Origin of the sequence: Psychrosphaera algicola (assembly GCF_028401425.1) — a bacterium.
GTDB classification, from domain to species: domain Bacteria; phylum Pseudomonadota; class Gammaproteobacteria; order Enterobacterales; family Alteromonadaceae; genus Psychrosphaera; species Psychrosphaera algicola.
This window is the reverse complement of the sequence record NZ_JAQOMS010000002.1, coordinates 2,130,393-2,150,130: the sequence shown is the minus strand read 5'-3', so window position 1 is coordinate 2,150,130 and position 19,738 is coordinate 2,130,393. Positions and strand designations below refer to the sequence as shown.

Here is a 19,738-nt window from a genome sequence, read left to right as displayed (position 1 = left end):
TAAGGTAAATATAATGCCAAAGTTAAGATATTTCGTAATTGTCGTTTTATTAGGGGTTCTTGCCCTTAGTGTTATTAATTTAACCCACAATTCGGAGTCAGGAAAAACCAGCAGCGGTGAGGACAGGGGCGCAAGACTTATTTCGGTAAAGTCGCTTTTAACAGAAATGATTGACCGGGATTTGATTACGCATTATCCAGACGCAGAATTTAGGCTAAAGCAAGAGTCTAGTTACAACAGGGCGTCTGACGATCCACAAAATCCAGAAACATGGTTTTTAAATCATGATTTTAACAGTAACAAAAAAGATAAAAACTTTATTAGAATTGAAGAAACAGCAAATGGTAATGAATGGGTCTTAATGGATGCAAAAGGTCCGGGGGCTTTAGTGCGTACTTGGATGCCGTGGAAAAATGATAAAAAAGCAACGACCAACTCGATCATTCGCTTTTATATAGATGGCGCAAAAGAGCCTGTGCTAGAAGGCAACATGTTTGAGTTGTTAAATGGCAAAGGCGCCATACCCTTCCCACTTGCGCATGAATCGCTTCGTTCTGCGGTTTCATTCTATCCAATTCCATATGCCAAAGGTTTAAAAATTACCGTTTCGGAACGCCCGTTCTTTTACCAAATGACTTATCGTGAATATAACAAAACAGCTAAAGTTGAAAGTTATTCTGCGGCAGAGTTTACAGCAGCAATACCTTTGATGGAAAAAGTCGCAAAACAACTTAATGCACCATACAAAGCAGTAGAAGGTCAGGTTAATGCAATCGCTGGGACGTTAAACAACGGTGAGGAGAAATCGTTAGATATCGATACCGGTTCGTCGGCGATTAACGAATTGTCATTAAAACTGAATGATTATAGTGATAAAAACATCACACGTTCAGTTGTTTTAAAAATAGAATTTGATGGGCAACAAACGGTCTATACACCAATTAGTGAATTTTTGGCACTGGCGTTGGCTTAAACCCGTTTGAAGGTTGGTATCGAACGGTCACCAAAGCCGGTAAGTTAACGACTCGTTGGGTTATGCCATTCCAAAAAACAGCTAAAGTGTCGATTTTAAATATGTCCAATAAGGCTGTCGATTTTACACTTCAGGTTAAAGTCACTGATCGTAAATGGGATGACAGCTCACTTTATTTTCATGCGAGCTGGCGTGGCGAATATCCTGTTGCCACTCGTCCGTTCTCAGACTGGAATTACGTTAAATTAAGTGGCCGCGGGGTTTATGTGGGTGATACGTTGACCATTTGGAATCCGATTGCCCGCTGGTGGGGTGAAGGCGATGAAAAAATCTATGTTGACGGCGAAACATTCCCATCAATTTTTGGAACGGGTACCGAAGACTATTATGGGTATTCGTGGGGCGGTATAAGTACCGACTTTTACCAACACCCATTCCATGCTCAACCGGCGAGTAACGTTTATAATCAGTTAAATCGCAAAGAGACAAATGAACGAAATACGCAGGGTTATAGTGTTGAAACACGTACTCGCTCACTTGATACTATGCCATTTTCTAAGTCACTTACTTTAGATATGGAAGTGTGGCACTGGAAAGACGTTGAAATGGGATATGCGGTTGGCGCTTATTGGTATGGTGATTTAGCCACTAAAAATAATGGCGAGACAAATGTTACCAATGCGCCCAAATTAACTGAGTTGGAATCAAAACTAGACTAAATTCAGATGCGGGTTTGTGTGGCGATGAAGCCTAATTGTTCATCGTTCCACCTACTCGATATTACCCTGAGCCATTGGTAAATGCTTATCACAGAGACTTAAAATGGCCAAGCGGCAACATCAATTTGAGATGGCGTTCCACAATTAGTCGGTAACGCCATCTGATTTTTCGGCAAAACCTTGTAGACTACGCGCGATTTGTTTTTCAACATTTGGACGTTTTGTTTTGCATACTCTATCTCAACTTCAATCTGGTGAACTCGTTGGCGCACAGCACCTAAAAATCCAACAAGATTTAACTTCATTTCCAATGGAAATTTTGACCCTAGCGGATAGTTTAGAGATATTAGATTTGTCGGGAAACCGCCTAAGCAGTTTACCGCCAGAGTTTAGCCAACTGCACAAGCTAAAGATTGTATTTGCTTCTAATAACTTATTTACCAGTTTGCCGGTGGTGTTAGGTCAATGCAAAAACCTTGAAATGATCGGCTTTAAAGCGAACCAAATCAAACACGTTCCAGAACAGGCTTTACCAGAACAGTTGCGTTGGTTGATTTTGACCGATAACGAAATAGAGATATTACCGGAGTCGTTAGGTTATCGCCCACGATTGCAAAAGTTGGCACTAGCTGGGAACCAGCTTAAAGCTTTGCCACAAAGCATGCGCCATTTACACAACCTCGAACTTATCAGGATATCAGCTAATCAACTTACCGAATGCCCTGAGCAATTATTAGGTTTGCCTAAATTGGCATGGTTGGCATTTTCTGGTAATCCTTTTTGCCAAGTTAACATTAAAATACAAGATGTGCCTACGGTTCGTTTCGATAGTTTTGAACTGCAACAAGTGCTTGGGCAAGGAGCCTCGGGAGTGATCTCAAAAGCTAAATGGCGTAAACCACAAAATCAGTTTCCAGAAAATCAGTTTCCAGAAGACGTAGCAGTTAAAGTATTTAAAGGTGAAGTGACCAGCGATGGTTATCCTCAAGACGAACTGCAAGTGTGTTTAAAAGTAGGTAATCATCCTAATCTTATTCAGTCATTAGCCCAAGTTAATGAAGCTGGCTATTTAGCGCTAATCATGGAATTAATCCCAGATAATTTTTATAACCTAGGCTTGCCACCGTGTTTTGATTCGTGCACTCGTGACAATTTTGCCCCCGGTCTGAGTTTGCCAATTTCAAAGATAAATAAAATGGTAGAACAGATGACAGAGGTCTTTGAACACTTACATCAAAACCAAGTTTGCCATGGTGATCTCTATGCTCACAATACGTTATTTGATGACGAGGCTAATATTATTGTTGGTGATTTTGGCGCTGCGACCATGTATCACATGTTGACGGGAACTCAGCAAGCTCTTGTTAAACAAATAGAATACCGCGCACTTATGCACTTTATCGATGACTTACTTTGCATCTGTGATGTTAAGGATAAGTCGTCGGCCTCCTTTCAAAAGCTCAGTGAAATGGTTAACGCTTAGTTTAGCTGTTACTTAGCGGCATAAGCCAAACCACAAAAGACGGAACCTGACCTTCGGTGGAAAAATTATTCACCGGAGGTAATAGCATAGGGTTAGGGAAGCACAACTTAATGCTAGTTTACATGGTCGCAAGTCCTACACTCTTTTATATTCACCTTTTCACAACGCGTCTTGGTATACCCCACCGGTGCGACTGTTTTTCCTATAACCTCACAATCACCATATAACAGCAATAAAATTTATCTAATTGATGGTTTATAAAGTGATGGGCTCGCTCACATCTTGACGTTCCAAACTTGGCTTTTAAATCGCCTGCCATTTAGTCATTTTTACGTTTTTTAAGGTGTTCTTTTGTTATCAAAGTATCAGCTATTTTGAAATTTCGAAATTGGCCATTTTGAAACGCTTTTAAGCGGGTAATAAAAGGCTATCTGAAACCTTATTTGGTCGTATTGATTATGATGTTTGACTATTTTTATACATTGAATGTGTAGAGTTAAATATAAAAATACACAAATTTATTGACGAAGAGCTTGAATGTTGTTTAAATTCACGATATCCGGAAATAGCTTTTCGATGCGCATAAAAATTAGGTTTAGCTGCGAGTGTCATAGTTGTTCCTCGGCGAATGCTTGGCTTAATGATCTCAATAGGATGTAAAAATGATAAACAAACATTTTGTATTGCTGCACCAAGCTGACAATGTTTTTGTATGTTGCAAGCAGTTGGCTGCTGGCAGTTTAACGACCTTAGAAACAGTCGAAGTTGCTATGACAACCGATATCACTGTCGGCCACAAAATCGCAAGAACAGAGATAAGCAAAGGCGACAAAATTATTAAATACGGCGTATCAATTGGATCCGCTACACAGGATATTGTATTTGGCGAACACATACATATGCACAATATGAAAAGTGACTATATTGCTAGCCACACACGCCAGAGTCGAACAGGGGAAGAGTCATGAAAGGTTATCTAAGAGCGGATGGCCGCAAAGGTATTCGTAACGTCATATTAGTCACTTACCTAGTGGAATGCGCGCACCATGTTGCTCGTTCTGTCGTTGCTGACTCAACTGATGATGAGGTACAACTCATTGGCTTTCATGGATGTTACCCAAATGAATATTCGTTAAAAATAATGGAAGGTTTGTGCAGTCATCCGAACGTAGGTGGTGTCCTTATTGTTTCTTTAGGTTGTGAAGGCTTTAACCGCGAGCAATTAGCCAAAACTGTCGAAGCAAGCGGCAGACCAGTAGAAACAATTGTTATCCAACAATCAGGTGGCACAAGGAAAACCATTGAAGCTGGGTTATCAAGTGTTAGCCGACTTCGTGAAATCGCGGATCAAACTGAGTTAGTGCCTATGGCCATGAATGAACTTGTTGTCGGGACTATTTGTGGTGGCTCTGACGGAACAAGTGGTATAGGTGCAAATCCTGCGGTTGGTCGTTGTTTTGACAAGCTTATCGAAGATGATGCTATTTGCATGTTTGAAGAAACTGGTGAATTAATCGGTTGTGAACAGATCATGGCTGAACGAGCCATAACGCCAGAGCTTGGTGTTGAAATTATAAAATCCGTCGAGAAAGCAGAAGATTACTATACCCGCATGGGCTACGGCAGTTTTGCACCAAGGCAATGCTGAAGGTGGCCTTTCTACTCAAGAAGAAAAATCGATGGGGGCGTACGCTAAATCGGGCAGCTCTAAAATACATGGTTTGATTAAGCTATAGGTGATATTCCAACCCAAGGTGGTTTGTATTTAATGGACGTTGTACCTGACGGCGACCCGATGTTTGGTTTTCCAAACATTGTCGATAGTGCAGAAATTGTCGAAATGATCGCATCTGGGTCCCATATCATTTTGTTTACGACGGGCCGAGGCTCTGTTGTCGGTTCTGCAATTTCTCCTGTTATTAAAGTTTGTGCTAATCCAGAAACCTATGAAAATTTGTCCGAGGATATGGATATTAACGCTGGTAAAGTCATCAACGGTGAAGCAACCGTTGACCAAGTTGGTGAAGAAATTTACCAATTGGTGACAGAAGTAGCGCAAGGCAAACAATCTAAATCTGAAGAGTTAGGGCACCAAGAATTTGTGTTAACGTACAAAAAGTTTGAAGGAATTGGTCCTTCTTGTTTGCCTACCATTAGATAGTGGAGTCGAAAATCGATGTTTAAAAACAGACAAATTGGTGACACAGGTCTTGAAGTTTCAGAACTTGGTTTTGGAGCGGCATCGCTTGGAAATTTATACAAGGCTATTTCTGATAATGAAGCTCAAGAAACCCTTGATGCAGCAAAAGCATCGGGGATTAACCTTTATGATACTGCACCGAGATATGGACTGGGTTTAAGCGAAAGAAGACTAGGTGATGCGCTTAGAACATTACCTAAATCTGACTATGTAATTTCCACCAAAGTTGGCCGAATTTTAACTCCTGATCACAAAGCAAATGTAAAAGAACTTAGGTACGGTTTTGACACCCCTATGCCTTTTGACTCACACTACGACTATACCTACGACGGCATAATGCGTTCGTTTGAAGATAGTTTACAGCGTTTAGGCTTGGCTCAAATTGATATTTTATTAGTACATGATATTGGCGTAGATACTCACGGTGAGCAAGACCCTTATTATTACCAACAACTAGCTTCTAGCGGTTATAAAGCGCTGGATGAACTTCGTTCCCAAGGTGTAATTAAAGCCGTTGGCCTAGGTGTAAATGAAACCGAAATTTGCGAACGGGTTATGGGAATTGGTCAATTTGATTGTTTCTTATTAGCCGGTCGGTATTCATTACTTGAGCAAGACGCGTTAGACACTTTTTACCTCAATGTGAGCAACACGGAGCATCCATTATATTAGGTGGTCCCTATAACTCGGGGATTCTAGCGACAGGTGTTAAAAATAGTAAGATTACACCTTACTACAACTATGAACCTGCGCCGGCTGAAGTGGTGGCGAAAGTTAATAAAATTGAAGACATCTGCGCGCAGTTTCAAGTACCACTTGCCGCCGCGGCGTTACAATTTCCACTAGGACATTCTGCGGTCTCGACAGTTATACCTGGTTTGGGCAGTGCCAAACGAGTCGATCAAGCCATAGAGTTGTTTAACTACGATATTCCAAAGGCGTTTTGGACTCAGCTTAAAGATGATGGGCTGTTGCGACAAGATGCGCCATTACTAACTAGAGACGCTTACTAATGACAGATGCCCGCGCTGAAATTATAGATAGCCATCAGCATTTTTGGCAGTTGAGTCGTGGCGACTATAGCTGGTTGACGCCTGAGTTATCGGAGTTGTATAGCGATTTTTTACCGACGGATTATATTCAAGTTGCAGGAAAAAATTTACCTAGCAATACGGTTTTAGTGCAGGCGGCTGATAGTGATGAAGAGACGGACTTTCTTTTGCAATTGGCCTCTGAAAATGAGCTGGTGTCTGGTGTCGTTGGCTGGGTTCAATTTGATGGAATAAGTCAAATTGTTGTCGAACGTTTAAAGCAGCTTTCAGTTAATCCTTTTTTAAAGGTGTACGGCCAATGTTGCAAGACATTGAAGATGTCGAATGGATTTTAAATCCAGCCTTTAATCCGACGTTTGAATGTTTAGTGAACCTAGATTTGAGCTTTGATGCATTAGTTAAAACAGAACATTTGAAAACAATTTATACCCTAGCGAATCGTCACCCAAAACTCAAAATTGTGATCGACCATTGCGCGAAACCCAATATCACTGAAAATGAGTTCCAATTATGGGCAGATGAATTAGCGGTGTTTAAACCGCTAACCAATGTTTATATCAAAGTATCAGGATTAACTACCGAAGCGAATGCTGATCAACAAAGCAGCGCTCATTTCCAACATTATTTTGATCATGTCTATCAGACATTTGGTGCAAGCCGAATGATGTGGGGCAGTGATTGGCCAGTGGTGAATTTAAAAAGCAATTACTCTGACTGGCTGACTCTTTCACAAACATTAGTGAGTGACTTATCAGAACAGGAAAAAGAACGGTTTTGGTGCGGTACAGCAAACGAATTTTACCAACTGAATCGTTAACAAAAACGATTAAATAGAAATCATGGGATTTAAGATGAATACGCAAAAAGTTTCAATTGTAACGGGCGGCGGCAGCGGCATCGGTCACGCTATCTCTATCGCATTAGCATCTGCGGAGCAGTACATCATTGTGGTTGACCTATCGTTAGAATCCGCGCAGACAACCGTGGATGAGATCAAATCTCTAGGTGGTAATGCCGAGGCAGTTGCGCTGGACGTGTCTAATCATCAACTGACAAAAGAGACTTTTGATAATATTGCCGACAAACACGGCCGTATTGATGTTTTAGTTAATAATGCCGGAATTGGCTCTGTTGGTACATTAGAACAAACGCCAGAAGATGAGCTTGATAAAGTCTACCGTGTCAATGTTAAAGGGGTTTACAACTGTGCTCAAGCGGTTGTTGGCCATATGAAAAAGCGGCAATCAGGTGTTATCGTTAACATGGCATCAATCGCCTCTAGCGTTGGTATCCCTGACCGTTTTGCTTATTCAATGAGTAAAGGGGCGGTGTTGACCATGACTTATTCTATCGCTAAAGATTACGTTAATGACGGTATTCGCTGTAACAGCGTTGCACCAGCTCGAGTACATACACCGTTTGTCGACAGCTACTTAGAAAAAATTACCCAGACCAAGTCGATGAAATGTTTGAAACATTATCAAAAACACAACCGATTGGTCGAATGGGCACACCAAAGGAAATCGGCGCATTAGTAAAATACTTATGTTCAGATGAAGCTTCCTTCATCACCGGCAGTAATTTCCCAATTGATGGTGGTTTTGTAACGATCAATAACTAAACGTTTTATAAATTTGTACTAATAAAAATAATAAAATAAGGCCAATTATGAATACGACAGATACCGCAAACAGCGCTGCTGACCTTCAACAGGGTGGTGAAAGATCTTCAAAAGAAGTCGTGCCAAAGGTATACCTTGTTAGTTTTATCCTTGTCACTTTGTGTTTTCCTTTGTGGGGATTTGCAAATGATATAACGAACCCTTTGGTAAAAGCTTTTTCAAAAGTATTGCAGATGAGTACAACTCAAAGTACCTAGGTGCAAGTGGCGTTTTACGGTGGTTATGGCGTAATGGCCATTCCCGCTGCTATCTTTATAAAAAATTCTCCTATAAAGCAGGTTTGCTTATGGGATTAGGGTTTTATGCGTTGGGTGCGTTGTTGTTTATACCGGCAGCTGGTGCCCAAGCATTTGCGCCGTTTTTATTGGCCTTTTTGTAATGACTTGTGGGCTTTCGTTTTTGGAAACGAGTGCAAATCCATATATTTTATCAATGGGACCAAAAGAAACAGCAACTCAACGACTCAATTTGGCCTAGGCGTTTAATCCTGTTGGTTCATTACTCGGTATGTTTGTCGCCACCCAATTTATCATTCAAAAACTAAACCCAGCTTCAGATGCAGAACGTCAGGCCCTCGCGGCAGACGGTTCAGCTGCTGCGCTGGATAAGCTATCTGCGATTACGGCCAATGACTTAGAGGTAATTCGTAATCCGTATTTGGCGATTGGTGTAGTCGTATTGTTGGTCCTTTTTGTTATCGCCATTAAAAAATGCCGCGTACTGAAACTGTGTCAGAAGGGCTTGATTTAAAAGGTACTTTTAAACGCCTGTTGGCAAACCGAAATTATCATGAAGGTGTTATCGCACAAATGTTTTATGTGGGTGCGCAAATCATGTGTTGGACTTTCATTATTCACTACGGCACAGAAGTGTTTGTCCAGCTAGGAATGACAGAACAAGCTGCTGAAGCAAAATCGCAAATGATGAATATTTACGCGATGATCATATTCTGTCTCAGCCGCTTTATTTGTACTTTCTTATTAAAGTACATTAACCCAAGTAAGTTGTTGATGTTACTGGCTGCCGGCGGCATGTTCTTTACCGTATTAACTATATTCTTAGATGGCGTTGCAGGGGTTTATGCCCTTGTTGGAATATCCGCCTGTATGTCACTGATGTTTCCAACTATATACGGTATCGCGTTAACAGACACTGGCGATGATGCCAAATTGGGTGCCGCTGGACTAATTATGGCTATTGTCGGCGGGACTTTCTTGCCAATGGCACAGGCATCAATCATTGATATGAACACAATATTTGACAGTTTCTCGGCGACTAAAGCGTCATTTGTGCTGCCGTTATTGTGCTTTGTTGTTATTGCTATTTATGGCAAACGTTCGCAACAGGTGAACTAAATGGCTAATAAGTATTGTTTTGCCCTAGATTTAAAAGACGATAAAACGTTAATTGAAGAATACAAAAAATACCACGAAAGTGGTGCTGTTTGGCCTGAAATTGTTGAAAGCATTAGGTCAGTAGGCATTACGGGAATGGAGATTTTTTGGTTGGAAACCGCTTATTTATGATCATGAATGTGGACGAGACATTCAGTTTTGAGAACAAAACAAGAGTCGACCAACAAAGCGAAAAAGTACAAGAATGGGAAGCGTTAATGAGCACTTTTCAACAAAAGTTACCCTAGGCGAATGAAGGCCAAAGCTGGGAACTGATGGATAAAATTTTTGATTTAAATGAACAATAATGTAAAAAATTGAAGCAGAGGTAATTATGAAATTAGTAAGATTTGGCGACTTAGGTCAAGAGAAACCTGGAATTTTAGACAGCCAAGGTGAGCTTCGCGATGCGTCTAGTCATTTTGATGATTACGACAAAGCTTTTTTAACGATAACGGTCTGGCTAAATTACAAAAATTAGATATTTCAAGCCTACCAGTGGTCGACCGCAATGTCCGTATTGCAGAGCCTGTAGCTGAAGTAGGGAAAATGATCTGTGTTGGTTTGAACTATGCGGATCATGCGGCTGAGTCTGGTATGGATGTACCGCCAGAGCCGGTTTTATTCTTCAAAGCAACATCTTCTATTATCGGTCCAAACGACAACGTTGTATTGCCACCTAAATCAGAAAAAGTGATTGGGAAGTCGAGCTAGGTGTCGTTATTGGCAAAGAAGCTAAATATGTATCAGAAGAAGATGCAATGGATTACGTTGCTGGTTTCTGTGTCGTTAACGACTTGTCAGAACGCGAATATCAAATAGAGCGCGCTGGTCAATGGTGTAAAGGTAAGGGCTGTGACACTTTTGGTCCTGTTGGTCCTTATTTAGTGACACCGGACGAAGTTGAAGATTTTGATAACCTGAACATTTGGTTAGAACTTAACGGCAAAAAAGTGCAAAACGGTTCGACCAATACCATGGTTTATAAAGTGCCACACTTAGTACATTACATAAGCCAATTCATGAGCTTACAACCTGGCGATATTATCAGTACAGGTACACCTCCAGGCGTTGGTCTTGGAATGACACCACCATTATATCTAAAAGAAGGTGATGTAATGCGTTTAGGCATCGATGGGTTAGGGGTTCAGCAACAAACTGTTGAACGTTACAAAGCCTAAATCAAACTAAAGGGATAGGTTATGATAATTTCAGCTCCTACGGATTTTCGTGCAGCGGCTAAAAAGCGCCTACCGCCATTTTTATTTCATTATATTGATGGAGGTTCATACCGAGAGGACACACTGCGTCGTAATGTTGATGACTTAGCGGACATCGGGCTAAAGCAACGCGTATTGAACAATATGTCTGAGCTTGATTTAAGCACCGAAATATTTGGTGAAAAACTAGATTTACCTATCGCTTTAGCGCCTGTTGGTCTTACTGGTATGTACGCAAACCGTGGTGAAGTTCAAGCGGCTAAGGCGGCTGAAAAGAAAGGCATTCCTTTTATCATGTCCACGGTTTCCGTTTGCCCAATTGAAGAGGTGACACCTGCGATTGAGAGACCAATGTGGTTTCAATTGTATGTTTTAAAAGACCGTGAATTCATGAAAAATGTGCTGCAACGAGCTAAGGCAGCAGGTGTAACAACTTTAGTATTTACTGTTGATATGCCAGTCCCCGGCGCACGTTATCGCGATATGCATTCGGGAATGAGTGGCCCATTTGCGGCATCTCGTCGAATTTTACAAGCGATGACTCACCCTCATTGGGCATTTGATGTTGGTCTGTTTGGTAAACCTCACGACTTGGGTAATATCTCAGCGTATCGTGGCGAACCAACAAAACTTGAAGACTATATTGGTTGGTTAGGGAATAACTTTGATCCATCGATTTGCTGGAAAGACCTTGAGTGGATAAGAGAATTCTGGGATGGCCCTATGGTCATTAAAGGCATTCTTGATGTTGAAGACGCAAAAGCTGCAGTAAAATTTGGGGCCGACGGCATTGTTGTTTCAAATCATGGTGGTCGTCAACTTGATGGTGTTTTGTCATCTGCCCGCGCGTTACCTGCGATTGCTGATGCGGTTAAAGGTGAGACTAAAATATTTGTCGACTCAGGAATACGTTCTGGTTTAGATGTTGTTCGTATGTTGGCGTTGGGCGCCGATTGCACCTTATTAGGTCGATCATATATCTATGCCTTAGCGGCGCAAGGACAAAAGGGTGTAGAGCAATTGTTAGACTTGTACGATAAAGAAATGCGAGTAGCGATGACATTAACAGGCGCACATTCTATACATGATTTGTCCACCGAGTCGTTAGTCAACTTACCAAGTTAACAACCCAATTGGCTACTTTTAACAAAAGTTAGCTGATAAATCTTTAATAGCAAAAAAGCTCAAATTTTTTATATTTGAGCTTTTTTATTTTCAATTGACGATTTTAGACTTTTATTAAAGTCGCTAGACTTAATTTACTTACTGTTCTAAACCATGAACACAACGCAAGAGCGTACTTTCGGCACTTCGTAGATGCTTTTCCATACTCATAATTGAGCCTGCGTTATTGTGTGTTAATAGATTATTCATCAGGTCGATATGTTCATCAATTGCGACTGTAAAACGTTCTAATTCACCGGTTTTATCCCACTGATAGTGGTAGTGGCAGACAAATGAAACAATGTCGAAGAACTGTTGAGTAAATCTGTTCTGAGAACTTTTCTGAATGATTAAATGCAATTCTCTATCAAGATCTGGGAACTCCAAGTACCGATTTTCTAAATCCGCTCTTACTTCTTGATGTTTTTCTAAAAGAACTTTTAACGATTGCCAGACTTCATGTGATTTTGGGAATTTAAGTAGTTCTGTCAGCGCGCGCATTTCTACCATTTCTCTAAATGCGATTAATTCTCGGGCAAAGCTATCGTCAAACTTAACCATTTTCCAACGTCCACGTGGAATTTTTTCTATTAAGCCATTATTCGAAAATTTAATTAGAAACTCACGTACGGTAACCGTAGTGCAACCGGAGTTTTTAGCTAAACTTAACTCTGAAAATCGATCACTAAGGCAATAACTGACTCGTATTAATTAGATTCAAAAAGTACTTTTCAATTTGGACTTCTTTAGTCGAATTTTGCTCGTCGATTTCGTAATAATCTTCCTTGGTCGGTGGTCGCAAAACGATTTTATTAAAACCATCACGTTTGATAACGCCAGTCTTAATAAGTTCTTCAACACACGTTCTTACAGTAGTACGACTGATGCTTAGCAGTTTGGTTAATTCGATATCATTAGGCATTTTTGTTTGACCAGCTTCAAGATTCGAAATTAGGTCAAGCATTTGATTGATCGAATTTTTAAACAGGTAAGTCTTGTTGCTCAATTCAGTTCCCTCGTCATTATCATTACGTAATATGTTGTTGCGCATTAGGTGCGATTCAACCTGATACTATACGCTTATTGTAGTGTAAGTGTATTATTTTGGTAAAAAATACATTTAAGAGAAATTTAGTCGTCTACATTTTAATATATGGCGCTTAGCTTAAACCGCTAGTATATTCAAAATTAACACTATTTTTGCTATTAACATGCAATGATTAGGTTAATTACAAGACGTTCGATAAATTCTGTTTATGGTAATTACTGCCAGTGTTTACCTGTGGTATTTATTCAAATAATTACGAATGTGTATTTTGTCGGTTTTAAGTACATTTATGATTGCAACTATTTGTCATAATGAATAAATACACATTGAGGAAAGCGCGTCACCATAAAGAAGTGCTTTTTGTCACTTTTAGGTAGTAACACTCACCTCCAATTGATTAAACAATATATTTACGCAGGCGTCAGGTAACGCGAGAAAAACCGAGTGACATATCACCCGGCTATTTACCTTTTATTTGTACAATAGTTGGCCAACGATAAAACCTGCAGTAATTAACACGAGTGCCATATTGCTGAAAAAAGTTAGTGCGAAACCGATTGTGCGTTTTGATGGATCGTTAACATAAGCCATCGCATAAAGTTGGCGACCAATAATAAATATAACACCCGGAATAAACGCCCATTTCGCGCTAACATAATAGGTAAACGCTAATAACGATGGGATATAGATGATAAGTTGCTCTAACGTATTTTGTTGTACTCGAAAGAGCCTTTCCCATGTTTTTTCACCGCTAATATTAGGTGCAGTGACTTCGAATTTTGGTCTTGAAATACCCACTTTTAAAGTGAACCAACTGTATTGCAACAGCGCGACCATTATAATTAAAACTGATAATTCCATGATTTTACCTTTTTATAGTTGTTTGTAATTTTTAGCCCGCACTAAATTAATACGGGGTAATGTTTAAAAGATTAACAGCCTTAAGTAAATTTGCTAATCGTTGTTTTCAATCAGTCCTTCTATCCATCTTAGTGATCACGCGGTATTTTTATTTAAGAGAATCCATTAAAGAAATAAAAGTTAACGGAATACTAAAAGTATTTTTATAAAGTTCGTTTTACAAGCTATAACATTAAGTGTGTTACACACTGGGTATTTGCAGTCCAGTAGAGGACCAAATTAGCATTAGAATTAGTTTGGTATCTACTCGTTTTTCAATTACTCTTTTTCTTCACTGGATAATTGAGAACTTTACTTCATGGATTTCGAACCTATTTCGTTACTTGTTTTGATAGGCATCCTGTCTATTTCTTGCCAATTGTTTGCTCATAAACTAAAAATTCCGGCGATTTTACCGCTATTGCTTATTGGCCTTATGGTTGGCCCCGTCTTTGGGCAACTTAATAGTGAGCAGTTATTTGGTGATTTATTGTTTCCAATGGTCTCGCTTTCAGTGGCAATCATTCTTTTTGAAGGTGCATTGTCGCTCAACTTTTCTGAGTTGGGATCACAGGGTAAAGTCGTGCGAAATCTTTGCACAATAGGCACCTTAGTTAACTGGCTGGTAGTCGCGCCCGTCGCCCATTTTGTATTAGGCATATCATGGCAAATTGCGTTTTTGTTTAGTGCGATTGTTACGGTTACCGGACCTACGGTCATCGTACCTATGTTAAGAACGGTTCGGCCCAGTAAAAATGTGGCACAAATTCTTAAATGGGAAGGGATCATCATCGATCCAATAGGTGCAATCCTCGCCGTACTAACCTTTGAATACATAATATCAACTCAAAATGCCATACAACATACACTTGTGGCATTTGGCAAAACAGTGTCTGTAGGCGTTATCTGTGGTGCCTTATTTGGGCATTTGTTAAGTGTTACCTTAAAGCGTGGGTTGATCCCTGAATACCTTATCAACACAGCGGTATTTACCTTTGTCCTTGGTGCCTTTCAACTGTCTAATGTTGCGGCGCATGAAAGTGGCCTGTTAACGGTCACGATAATGGGGATTTGGTTAGCAAATAAAAAGACGTATCGATTAATAGCATTATCGAATTTAAAGAAACGTTAAGTGTATTGCTTATCTCAGGGTTATTTATCATCTTGGCGGCTCGGGTTGATTTGGCTCAATTAGCCGATATCAGCGTGAACTCAACGGTGCTTTTATTGTGTATGATTTTTGTTGCAAGGCCAATTGGTGTTTACTTATCGACGATGTCGTCATCACTGCGTTGGCAAGAAAAAGCACTTATTAGCTGGATCGCACCGCGAGGCATAGTTGCCGCTGCAGTCTCTGCATTATTCTCTATAAAACTCGAACAAAACGGCATGGATGAAGCAAGTATTTTGGCGTCCTTGGTATTTTTTGTGATTATATTTACCGTCGTATTGCAAAGTTTAACCGCCAAACCGATTGCCAAAATGTTAGGTGAGCGTGAACCAGCACCACTTGGATTCTTAATTTTTGGCGGGAATCATTTTGCCCGGTTGTTGGCTAAAGAGCTGATGCAAACTGGCCTGCAGGTAAAGATTGCTGATACTAACTGGGAAGCTATTTCTGCGGCTCGAATGGAAGGCATCCCAACTTACTTTGGTAACCCAAGTTCTGAACATGCACAACGTACAATGGATCTCACTGGTATTGGAAATCTATTAGTGTTGTCACCTCATAAACAAATGAATTCTCTAGTGACCCAGTACTATCAATTTTTGTTTGGTGAAGAACATGTGGCAGGTCTAGGTGCAACGGATAAAAAAGAATTTGAAGGGCATTTGCCAACTGAAAAATACATGAAGAGCTTAGGTTTGTTTAATAACGTGAGTTACTCAAAGTTAGCGAGTATGTCATCACAAGGCGCAAGCCTTAAAAAGACGTCGATCACAGCTGAGTTTTCATGGGAAGACTATAAAAAGAAATATGAAAATAGGTATACCCCTTTGTTTATGTTTGACGAAAAAAATCACGTTAAATTGGTAACCAAAGAAACAACCTATAGTGAAGATAAAATAAAAGGCATAGTCAGTTTAATAAAGCCAGAAACGCCTGTATCTGAATAAATATTGCTGAATGTTAAATTTCTGAATTGAAATCACCAAGCAAGGCTTTATGCTTTGTAGGAGTTAAGTAAATAAACAGTTTGGGTTTGTCATGAAAGCGCTATTAGTTTTGGTTTTAGTAATGTTTGTCACCAGTTGTGCAAATTCCAACTGGCGAACGGCCAGTCGAGAACCTGCTGGTATTTCACCTAAACCTTGGGTCGAAGATGCGGCGGTTATTGAGTTTTACGCAGCAGATGCGTTTAGTTGGCGCGGATGGTTTGCTGTGCACACGTGGGTTGCTATAAAACCTGAAAAGGCCGTAGAGTACACTGTATATGAAGTGGTCGGTTGGCGAGTTCGTCGTGGGCTGCCAGCACTTAAAGAATATAAAACCATAACACCTGATACATACTGGTATGGCGCTAAGCCAGAAAAAGTATTGTCAATTAAAGGTGCAAAAGCCGAAAAACTCATTCCTAAAATCGTTGCCGCAGTTGCAAGGTATCCGTGGGCTGATGAATACACATTATTCCTGGCCCTAATAGCAATACATTTCCTGCTTGGTTAGGAGTGCAAATACCAGAACTGGAACTCGATATGCCGTTCAGAGCGATTGGCAGCGGTTACGCAGATTAAAAATAATTTTCTAATCATGATGTAAAGTTTTTAGCAAAAGACATAAATTTGGCTAATTATCACAGCTCTGAGGAGACTTTGAACGAACTTGTGCGTTATGTGGATTGTTATCATATCTTCACGGCTATTATTTTGAATCTAAAATAACGGGTCCTAGTCCTTGACTGGAAAGCTCATCGTCGGGATTGTAAATTGGACACGAATTCAGGGACAAACAACCACAACCAATACATCCGGTCAGTGAGTCACGGAGGTTCTCCAATTGGTGAATTTTACGATTAAGGGCGTCGTGCCATAATTGACTTAAATGTTGCCAATCTTCTTTAGTTGGCGTTCTATTGTTTGGTAATGTCGAAAAGGCATGTTTTATTTCATCTAAACTCACCCCCATTTTTTGCGCCGCTTTAATGACAGATATACGACGTAATACTTCTGGTTTATAGCGTCGTTGATTACCTTGATTGCGCCAACTTCTAATCAATCCTTTTTCTTCATAAAAGTGCAACGTTGATACTTTTACGCCGCACCGTTTTGCCACTCGTCCGACGGCCCATGTAGGTTCTTGTTCCATTTTTTTCACTTTTTTCAAAATAACACTTTACCTCAGGTTAACTTGAGGTTTTAGGATGTGCAACAGCTTAATCGAGCTAATTATTAAAAAATGAAATGCATTAGGAGAATCAAATGAAAAATACAAAGCAACATGATCAGGCACCTAGAAAATTAACTTCAGCTTGCGCCGAGAACAACATTAGACAGTCCAAAACCGAACGAATGAACGACAAACAACTGGGTTACCGCTTTTGCAGTTTATTTAATGCCGTTATGAATTTGAAATAAGGAGAACAAAAATGAAACTGGAACATTTAAATTTAGTGGTTGTCAGTCTTGAAAAATCGTTAGCATTTTATCAAGCCGCATTTCCGCATTGGGTTATTCGTGGGGAAGGGCAGTCGACTTGGTATGGCACACCAAGAAACTGGCTACATTTTGGTGATGATTACAATTATTTAACATTTAATGACGGCGGTTCCGGTGAAAACCGTGACTTGAAGTCCAACTCTGTTGGTATGGCGCACTTTGCATTTGTAACCACTAACTTACAGGGTGTCATCGACAGATTAAGGTTAGCTGGGTTTGAACTAGCCAAATATTCAGATGCCGATGAATACCGAAAGAATGCGTATTTTATTGACCCTGACGGATATGAAGTCGAATTTGTTGAATACCTATCGGACATTCCAGCGCAGAGGAATTTGTATGTCTGAGTCAACGGTAATTATTTTAGGTTCTAGCCGAAGTGACGGTAATACAAGCGCACTCGTTCATGATTACGCGACAATCATAAATGCGACCGTGGTGGATCTTAACGATTATGAGATAAGCCCCTTTGATTATAATGCAGACTATAACGATGACTTTATTTCCCTCATGGCGGGCTTACTTAAATACGACAGAATAATTCTAGCGACGCCAATGTATTGGTACAGTGCCAGTGCACAAATGAAGACATTTATTGACCGTTGGTCTGATCTATTAAAAACGGAAAAAGCCAAAGGCAGGCAGTTACGGGGTAAACAAGTGGTTGTTTTAGCAACCGGCAGCGACAAGATCCCGCCGAACTGTTTTGAACAGATGTTTCAACTGACCTTCAGATACTTAGGCATGGATTATCGCGGCATGCTGTATTGCCAATGTGAGTCGCAATATCTTGTAGAACATCATCACGAAGCTATTGCCAAGTTTGTAATACAGATGGATCGTAACTAATTAACAGCCCTTAGTTTTCACTGTCAAAATCTTTTGTATACTCACTAAGTGACGAATAATTAGGTGGAATGGTATAAGTTTACCGCGCGGTATTTGTATGGAAAAACCAGAAAAACCCGGCTTGAGTGAATGTTGTGGCGGCGGTAGTTGTTGTCCATGTGTCTGGGATGTGTATTTTGCTGAGCTGGAGAAATGGCAAATTGAGCAAAAAAATAAACAACCAGATACAGAGGTTAACCACGATGTAGGAAAAACACCAAATGAGCCTTAGTCGCCCGAGTTAATTGCGAAACGCGGCATAAAATAAACGCTGTTTTAGGAATAAATTGATGTGCGACTTCGGTTTATTTGTGTATGTTTAGCGGTAATTCTACAGGTAACAAACTTATAAGGTTTGATTAATTTATGTCAAATTCAGATTTTATTTATGGCTTTTACTTTAATGCGGAAGGGCCAGCAGATCCCATTCCGTCATTAAATGAGTTAGATAATAACCGTCCAAGCTGGTTGCACTTTGACTACACAGAAGAGACAACCCAGACCTATTTAAGGGAAGTCAGTGGACTTAATCCCGTCGTTGCTGATGCATTATTGTGTGATGAAACGCGTCCCCGCGCGACGACGCTAGACGATGGTTTACTCATCTCATTGCGTGGTGTTAATTTAGCGCCCAATAGTGATCCAGAAGATATGGTGTCAATTCGCCTGTGGGTAACCAAAAACCGCGTGATCAGTACCAGACGTCGGAGATTATTATCGGCTAACGATATTGCTGTAAGTATGGAAAATGGTACGGGACCAAAGTCTGCCACTGATCTTGTGGTGCAACTGACCGATCTATTGATCTCTAGAATGACCAACACCATTGAAGATATTGAAGATAAGGTTTCAGTTATCGAAGAGAGTATTTTAACGAACAATAGCTATGCTCTGCGTAACGAAATATCAGATGTGCGACGCCAAATTATTTCACTTCGACGTTATTTGTCCCCACAAAAAGAAGCGATGAATCAGCTGATAAGTGAAAAGATTGCATTTTTTACCGCTTCAGAAAAAATTCAATTGCGTGAAACCACTGATCATCTCACCCGTTTAGTCGAAGACTTAGATTCTGTCCGCGACCGAGCTGCAGTGACACAAGAAGAGTTAAGTAATGGTCTTGCCGAGCAAATGAACAGCAGAATGTATGTGTTGTCGATTGTGGCCGCAATATTTTTACCGCTGGGTTTTTTAACAGGATTGTGGGGAGTCAACGTTGGGGGTATCCCAGGTGCCGAAAGCTCGACCGCGTTTAGTGTTTTTGTAGCAAGCTTAGTGGCTATAATTTCTGTACAAATTTGGTTATTTAAAAAGAATAAGTGGTTTTAACAGAACTTAACATTTGCAAATGCGCTTACA

General features: G+C 40.3%; 29 protein-coding genes and 3 pseudogenes. 28 read left to right on the top strand and 4 right to left on the bottom strand.

Annotation, left to right across the window (positions count from 1 at the left end; translation table 11 throughout):
* The first annotated feature begins 13 nt into the window (after positions 1-13).
* The 20 genes and pseudogenes from PN838_RS11655 (at position 14) to lldD (ending at position 11,847) form a co-directional block, all read left to right on the top strand.
* Entirely contained in the window at positions 14-973 is a 960-nt protein-coding gene (locus tag PN838_RS11655) for a hypothetical protein (protein ID WP_272180771.1), read from the top strand.
* Positions 974-1,035: 62 nt separating this feature from the next.
* A complete protein-coding gene (locus PN838_RS11650) occupies positions 1,036-1,692 on the top strand; it encodes a glycoside hydrolase family 172 protein (RefSeq protein ID WP_502592186.1) in 657 nt (218 codons plus the stop codon).
* A gap of 226 nt (positions 1,693-1,918) precedes the next feature.
* The gene (locus tag PN838_RS11645) at positions 1,919-3,175 is read left to right on the top strand and encodes a leucine-rich repeat-containing protein kinase family protein (protein WP_272180770.1); all 1,257 of its coding nucleotides are present in this window, start codon (positions 1,919-1,921) and stop codon (positions 3,173-3,175) included.
* A 662-nt stretch (positions 3,176-3,837) separates the two neighbouring features.
* Entirely contained in the window at positions 3,838-4,143 is a 306-nt protein-coding gene (locus PN838_RS11640; RefSeq protein ID WP_215964247.1) for a UxaA family hydrolase, read from the top strand.
* Positions 4,140-4,823, top strand: a complete 684-nt coding sequence (locus tag PN838_RS11635; RefSeq protein WP_272180769.1) for a UxaA family hydrolase — start codon at positions 4,140-4,142, stop codon at positions 4,821-4,823. Before PN838_RS11640 ends, PN838_RS11635 begins: the two co-directional genes overlap by 4 nt.
* Positions 4,804-4,911 carry a UxaA family hydrolase gene (locus PN838_RS11630; RefSeq protein ID WP_272180768.1) on the top strand — a complete coding sequence of 36 codons (108 nt, stop codon included), beginning with the start codon at positions 4,804-4,806 and terminating at the stop codon, positions 4,909-4,911. The genes PN838_RS11635 and PN838_RS11630 overlap by 20 nt, the downstream gene beginning before the upstream one ends.
* Positions 4,908-5,336: a hypothetical protein gene (locus PN838_RS11625; RefSeq protein ID WP_334313507.1), complete on the top strand. Its 429-nt coding sequence runs from the start codon at positions 4,908-4,910 to the stop codon at positions 5,334-5,336. The genes PN838_RS11630 and PN838_RS11625 overlap by 4 nt, the downstream gene beginning before the upstream one ends.
* Before the next feature lie 15 nt (positions 5,337-5,351).
* On the top strand, positions 5,352-6,047 hold the full coding sequence (locus tag PN838_RS11620; RefSeq protein ID WP_272180767.1) for an aldo/keto reductase: 696 nt from the start codon (positions 5,352-5,354) through the stop codon (positions 6,045-6,047).
* Positions 6,038-6,388, top strand: coding sequence for an aldo/keto reductase (locus PN838_RS11615; protein WP_334313506.1), 351 nt, complete (start codon positions 6,038-6,040; stop codon positions 6,386-6,388). Before PN838_RS11620 ends, PN838_RS11615 begins: the two co-directional genes overlap by 10 nt.
* Positions 6,388-6,762, top strand: coding sequence for an amidohydrolase family protein (locus PN838_RS11610; protein ID WP_272180766.1), 375 nt, complete (start codon positions 6,388-6,390; stop codon positions 6,760-6,762). Before PN838_RS11615 ends, PN838_RS11610 begins: the two co-directional genes overlap by 1 nt.
* Positions 6,726-7,244: an amidohydrolase family protein gene (locus PN838_RS11605; RefSeq protein WP_272180765.1), complete on the top strand. Its 519-nt coding sequence runs from the start codon at positions 6,726-6,728 to the stop codon at positions 7,242-7,244. Before PN838_RS11610 ends, PN838_RS11605 begins: the two co-directional genes overlap by 37 nt.
* 34 nt (positions 7,245-7,278) lie before the next feature.
* Positions 7,279-7,962, top strand: a complete 684-nt coding sequence (locus PN838_RS11600) for an SDR family NAD(P)-dependent oxidoreductase (RefSeq protein WP_272180764.1) — start codon at positions 7,279-7,281, stop codon at positions 7,960-7,962.
* The gene (locus PN838_RS11595; protein WP_334313346.1) at positions 7,893-8,048 is read left to right on the top strand and encodes an SDR family oxidoreductase; all 156 of its coding nucleotides are present in this window, start codon (positions 7,893-7,895) and stop codon (positions 8,046-8,048) included. The genes PN838_RS11600 and PN838_RS11595 overlap by 70 nt, the downstream gene beginning before the upstream one ends.
* 47 nt (positions 8,049-8,095) lie before the next feature.
* Positions 8,096-8,305 carry a hypothetical protein gene (locus PN838_RS11590; protein WP_272180762.1) on the top strand — a complete coding sequence of 70 codons (210 nt, stop codon included), beginning with the start codon at positions 8,096-8,098 and terminating at the stop codon, positions 8,303-8,305.
* A gap of 310 nt (positions 8,306-8,615) precedes the next feature.
* Positions 8,616-8,858, top strand: coding sequence for a hypothetical protein (locus PN838_RS11585; RefSeq protein WP_272180761.1), 243 nt, complete (start codon positions 8,616-8,618; stop codon positions 8,856-8,858).
* The gene (locus PN838_RS11580; protein WP_272180760.1) at positions 8,819-9,463 is read left to right on the top strand and encodes an MFS transporter; all 645 of its coding nucleotides are present in this window, start codon (positions 8,819-8,821) and stop codon (positions 9,461-9,463) included. Before PN838_RS11585 ends, PN838_RS11580 begins: the two co-directional genes overlap by 40 nt.
* Positions 9,464-9,750: pseudogene (locus PN838_RS27290) on the top strand (L-rhamnose mutarotase).
* An 86-nt stretch (positions 9,751-9,836) separates the two neighbouring features.
* Positions 9,837-9,983 carry a hypothetical protein gene (locus PN838_RS11570; RefSeq protein ID WP_272180759.1) on the top strand — a complete coding sequence of 49 codons (147 nt, stop codon included), beginning with the start codon at positions 9,837-9,839 and terminating at the stop codon, positions 9,981-9,983.
* Between the two features lie 68 nt (positions 9,984-10,051).
* A pseudogene (locus PN838_RS11560) lies at positions 10,052-10,683 on the top strand (fumarylacetoacetate hydrolase family protein).
* A gap of 21 nt (positions 10,684-10,704) precedes the next feature.
* A complete protein-coding gene (gene lldD / locus PN838_RS11555; protein WP_215964239.1) occupies positions 10,705-11,847 on the top strand; it encodes an FMN-dependent L-lactate dehydrogenase LldD in 1,143 nt (380 codons plus the stop codon).
* 138 nt (positions 11,848-11,985) lie between these two features.
* Here lldD and PN838_RS11550 read toward each other — a convergent pair whose 3' ends face one another.
* The 3 genes from PN838_RS11550 to PN838_RS11540 all read right to left on the bottom strand — a co-directional run bounded on the left by PN838_RS11550 (position 11,986) and on the right by PN838_RS11540 (position 13,795).
* A complete protein-coding gene (locus PN838_RS11550) occupies positions 11,986-12,447 on the bottom strand; it encodes an FCD domain-containing protein (protein ID WP_272180757.1) in 462 nt (153 codons plus the stop codon).
* A gap of 124 nt (positions 12,448-12,571) precedes the next feature.
* On the bottom strand, positions 12,572-12,937 hold the full coding sequence (locus tag PN838_RS11545) for a helix-turn-helix domain-containing protein (protein WP_272180756.1): 366 nt from the start codon (positions 12,935-12,937) through the stop codon (positions 12,572-12,574).
* A gap of 468 nt (positions 12,938-13,405) precedes the next feature.
* On the bottom strand, positions 13,406-13,795 hold the full coding sequence (locus PN838_RS11540; RefSeq protein WP_215964238.1) for an MAPEG family protein: 390 nt from the start codon (positions 13,793-13,795) through the stop codon (positions 13,406-13,408).
* A gap of 358 nt (positions 13,796-14,153) precedes the next feature.
* Here PN838_RS11540 and PN838_RS11535 point away from each other — a divergent pair, with 358 nt between their 5' ends.
* The 3 genes and pseudogenes from PN838_RS11535 to PN838_RS11525 all read left to right on the top strand — a co-directional run bounded on the left by PN838_RS11535 (position 14,154) and on the right by PN838_RS11525 (position 16,570).
* Positions 14,154-14,966 carry a cation:proton antiporter gene (locus PN838_RS11535; RefSeq protein ID WP_272180755.1) on the top strand — a complete coding sequence of 271 codons (813 nt, stop codon included), beginning with the start codon at positions 14,154-14,156 and terminating at the stop codon, positions 14,964-14,966.
* 32 nt (positions 14,967-14,998) lie between these two features.
* The gene (locus tag PN838_RS11530) at positions 14,999-15,952 is read left to right on the top strand and encodes a cation:proton antiporter domain-containing protein (protein WP_272180754.1); all 954 of its coding nucleotides are present in this window, start codon (positions 14,999-15,001) and stop codon (positions 15,950-15,952) included.
* A gap of 91 nt (positions 15,953-16,043) precedes the next feature.
* Positions 16,044-16,570: pseudogene (locus PN838_RS11525) on the top strand (DUF3750 domain-containing protein).
* 127 nt (positions 16,571-16,697) lie between these two features.
* Here PN838_RS11525 and soxR read toward each other — a convergent pair.
* Positions 16,698-17,141: a redox-sensitive transcriptional activator SoxR gene (gene soxR / locus PN838_RS11520; protein ID WP_272180753.1), complete on the bottom strand. Its 444-nt coding sequence runs from the start codon at positions 17,139-17,141 to the stop codon at positions 16,698-16,700.
* Positions 17,142-17,254: 113 nt separating this feature from the next.
* Between soxR and PN838_RS11515 the strand changes: the two genes are divergently transcribed.
* From PN838_RS11515 to PN838_RS11495, 5 genes are all read left to right on the top strand, one after another.
* The gene (locus PN838_RS11515) at positions 17,255-17,410 is read left to right on the top strand and encodes a hypothetical protein (RefSeq protein WP_215964234.1); all 156 of its coding nucleotides are present in this window, start codon (positions 17,255-17,257) and stop codon (positions 17,408-17,410) included.
* Between the two features lie 11 nt (positions 17,411-17,421).
* On the top strand, positions 17,422-17,838 hold the full coding sequence (locus PN838_RS11510; protein ID WP_272180752.1) for a VOC family protein: 417 nt from the start codon (positions 17,422-17,424) through the stop codon (positions 17,836-17,838).
* A complete protein-coding gene (locus PN838_RS11505; RefSeq protein WP_272180751.1) occupies positions 17,831-18,340 on the top strand; it encodes a flavodoxin family protein in 510 nt (169 codons plus the stop codon). Before PN838_RS11510 ends, PN838_RS11505 begins: the two co-directional genes overlap by 8 nt.
* Positions 18,341-18,437: 97 nt before the next feature.
* Positions 18,438-18,611 (top strand): oxidoreductase-like domain-containing protein, encoded by a 174-nt coding sequence (locus tag PN838_RS11500; RefSeq protein ID WP_215964231.1) that lies wholly within the window; start codon positions 18,438-18,440, stop codon positions 18,609-18,611.
* 134 nt (positions 18,612-18,745) lie between these two features.
* The gene (locus tag PN838_RS11495; RefSeq protein WP_215964230.1) at positions 18,746-19,708 is read left to right on the top strand and encodes a zinc transporter ZntB; all 963 of its coding nucleotides are present in this window, start codon (positions 18,746-18,748) and stop codon (positions 19,706-19,708) included.
* Positions 19,709-19,738 lie beyond the last annotated feature (30 nt).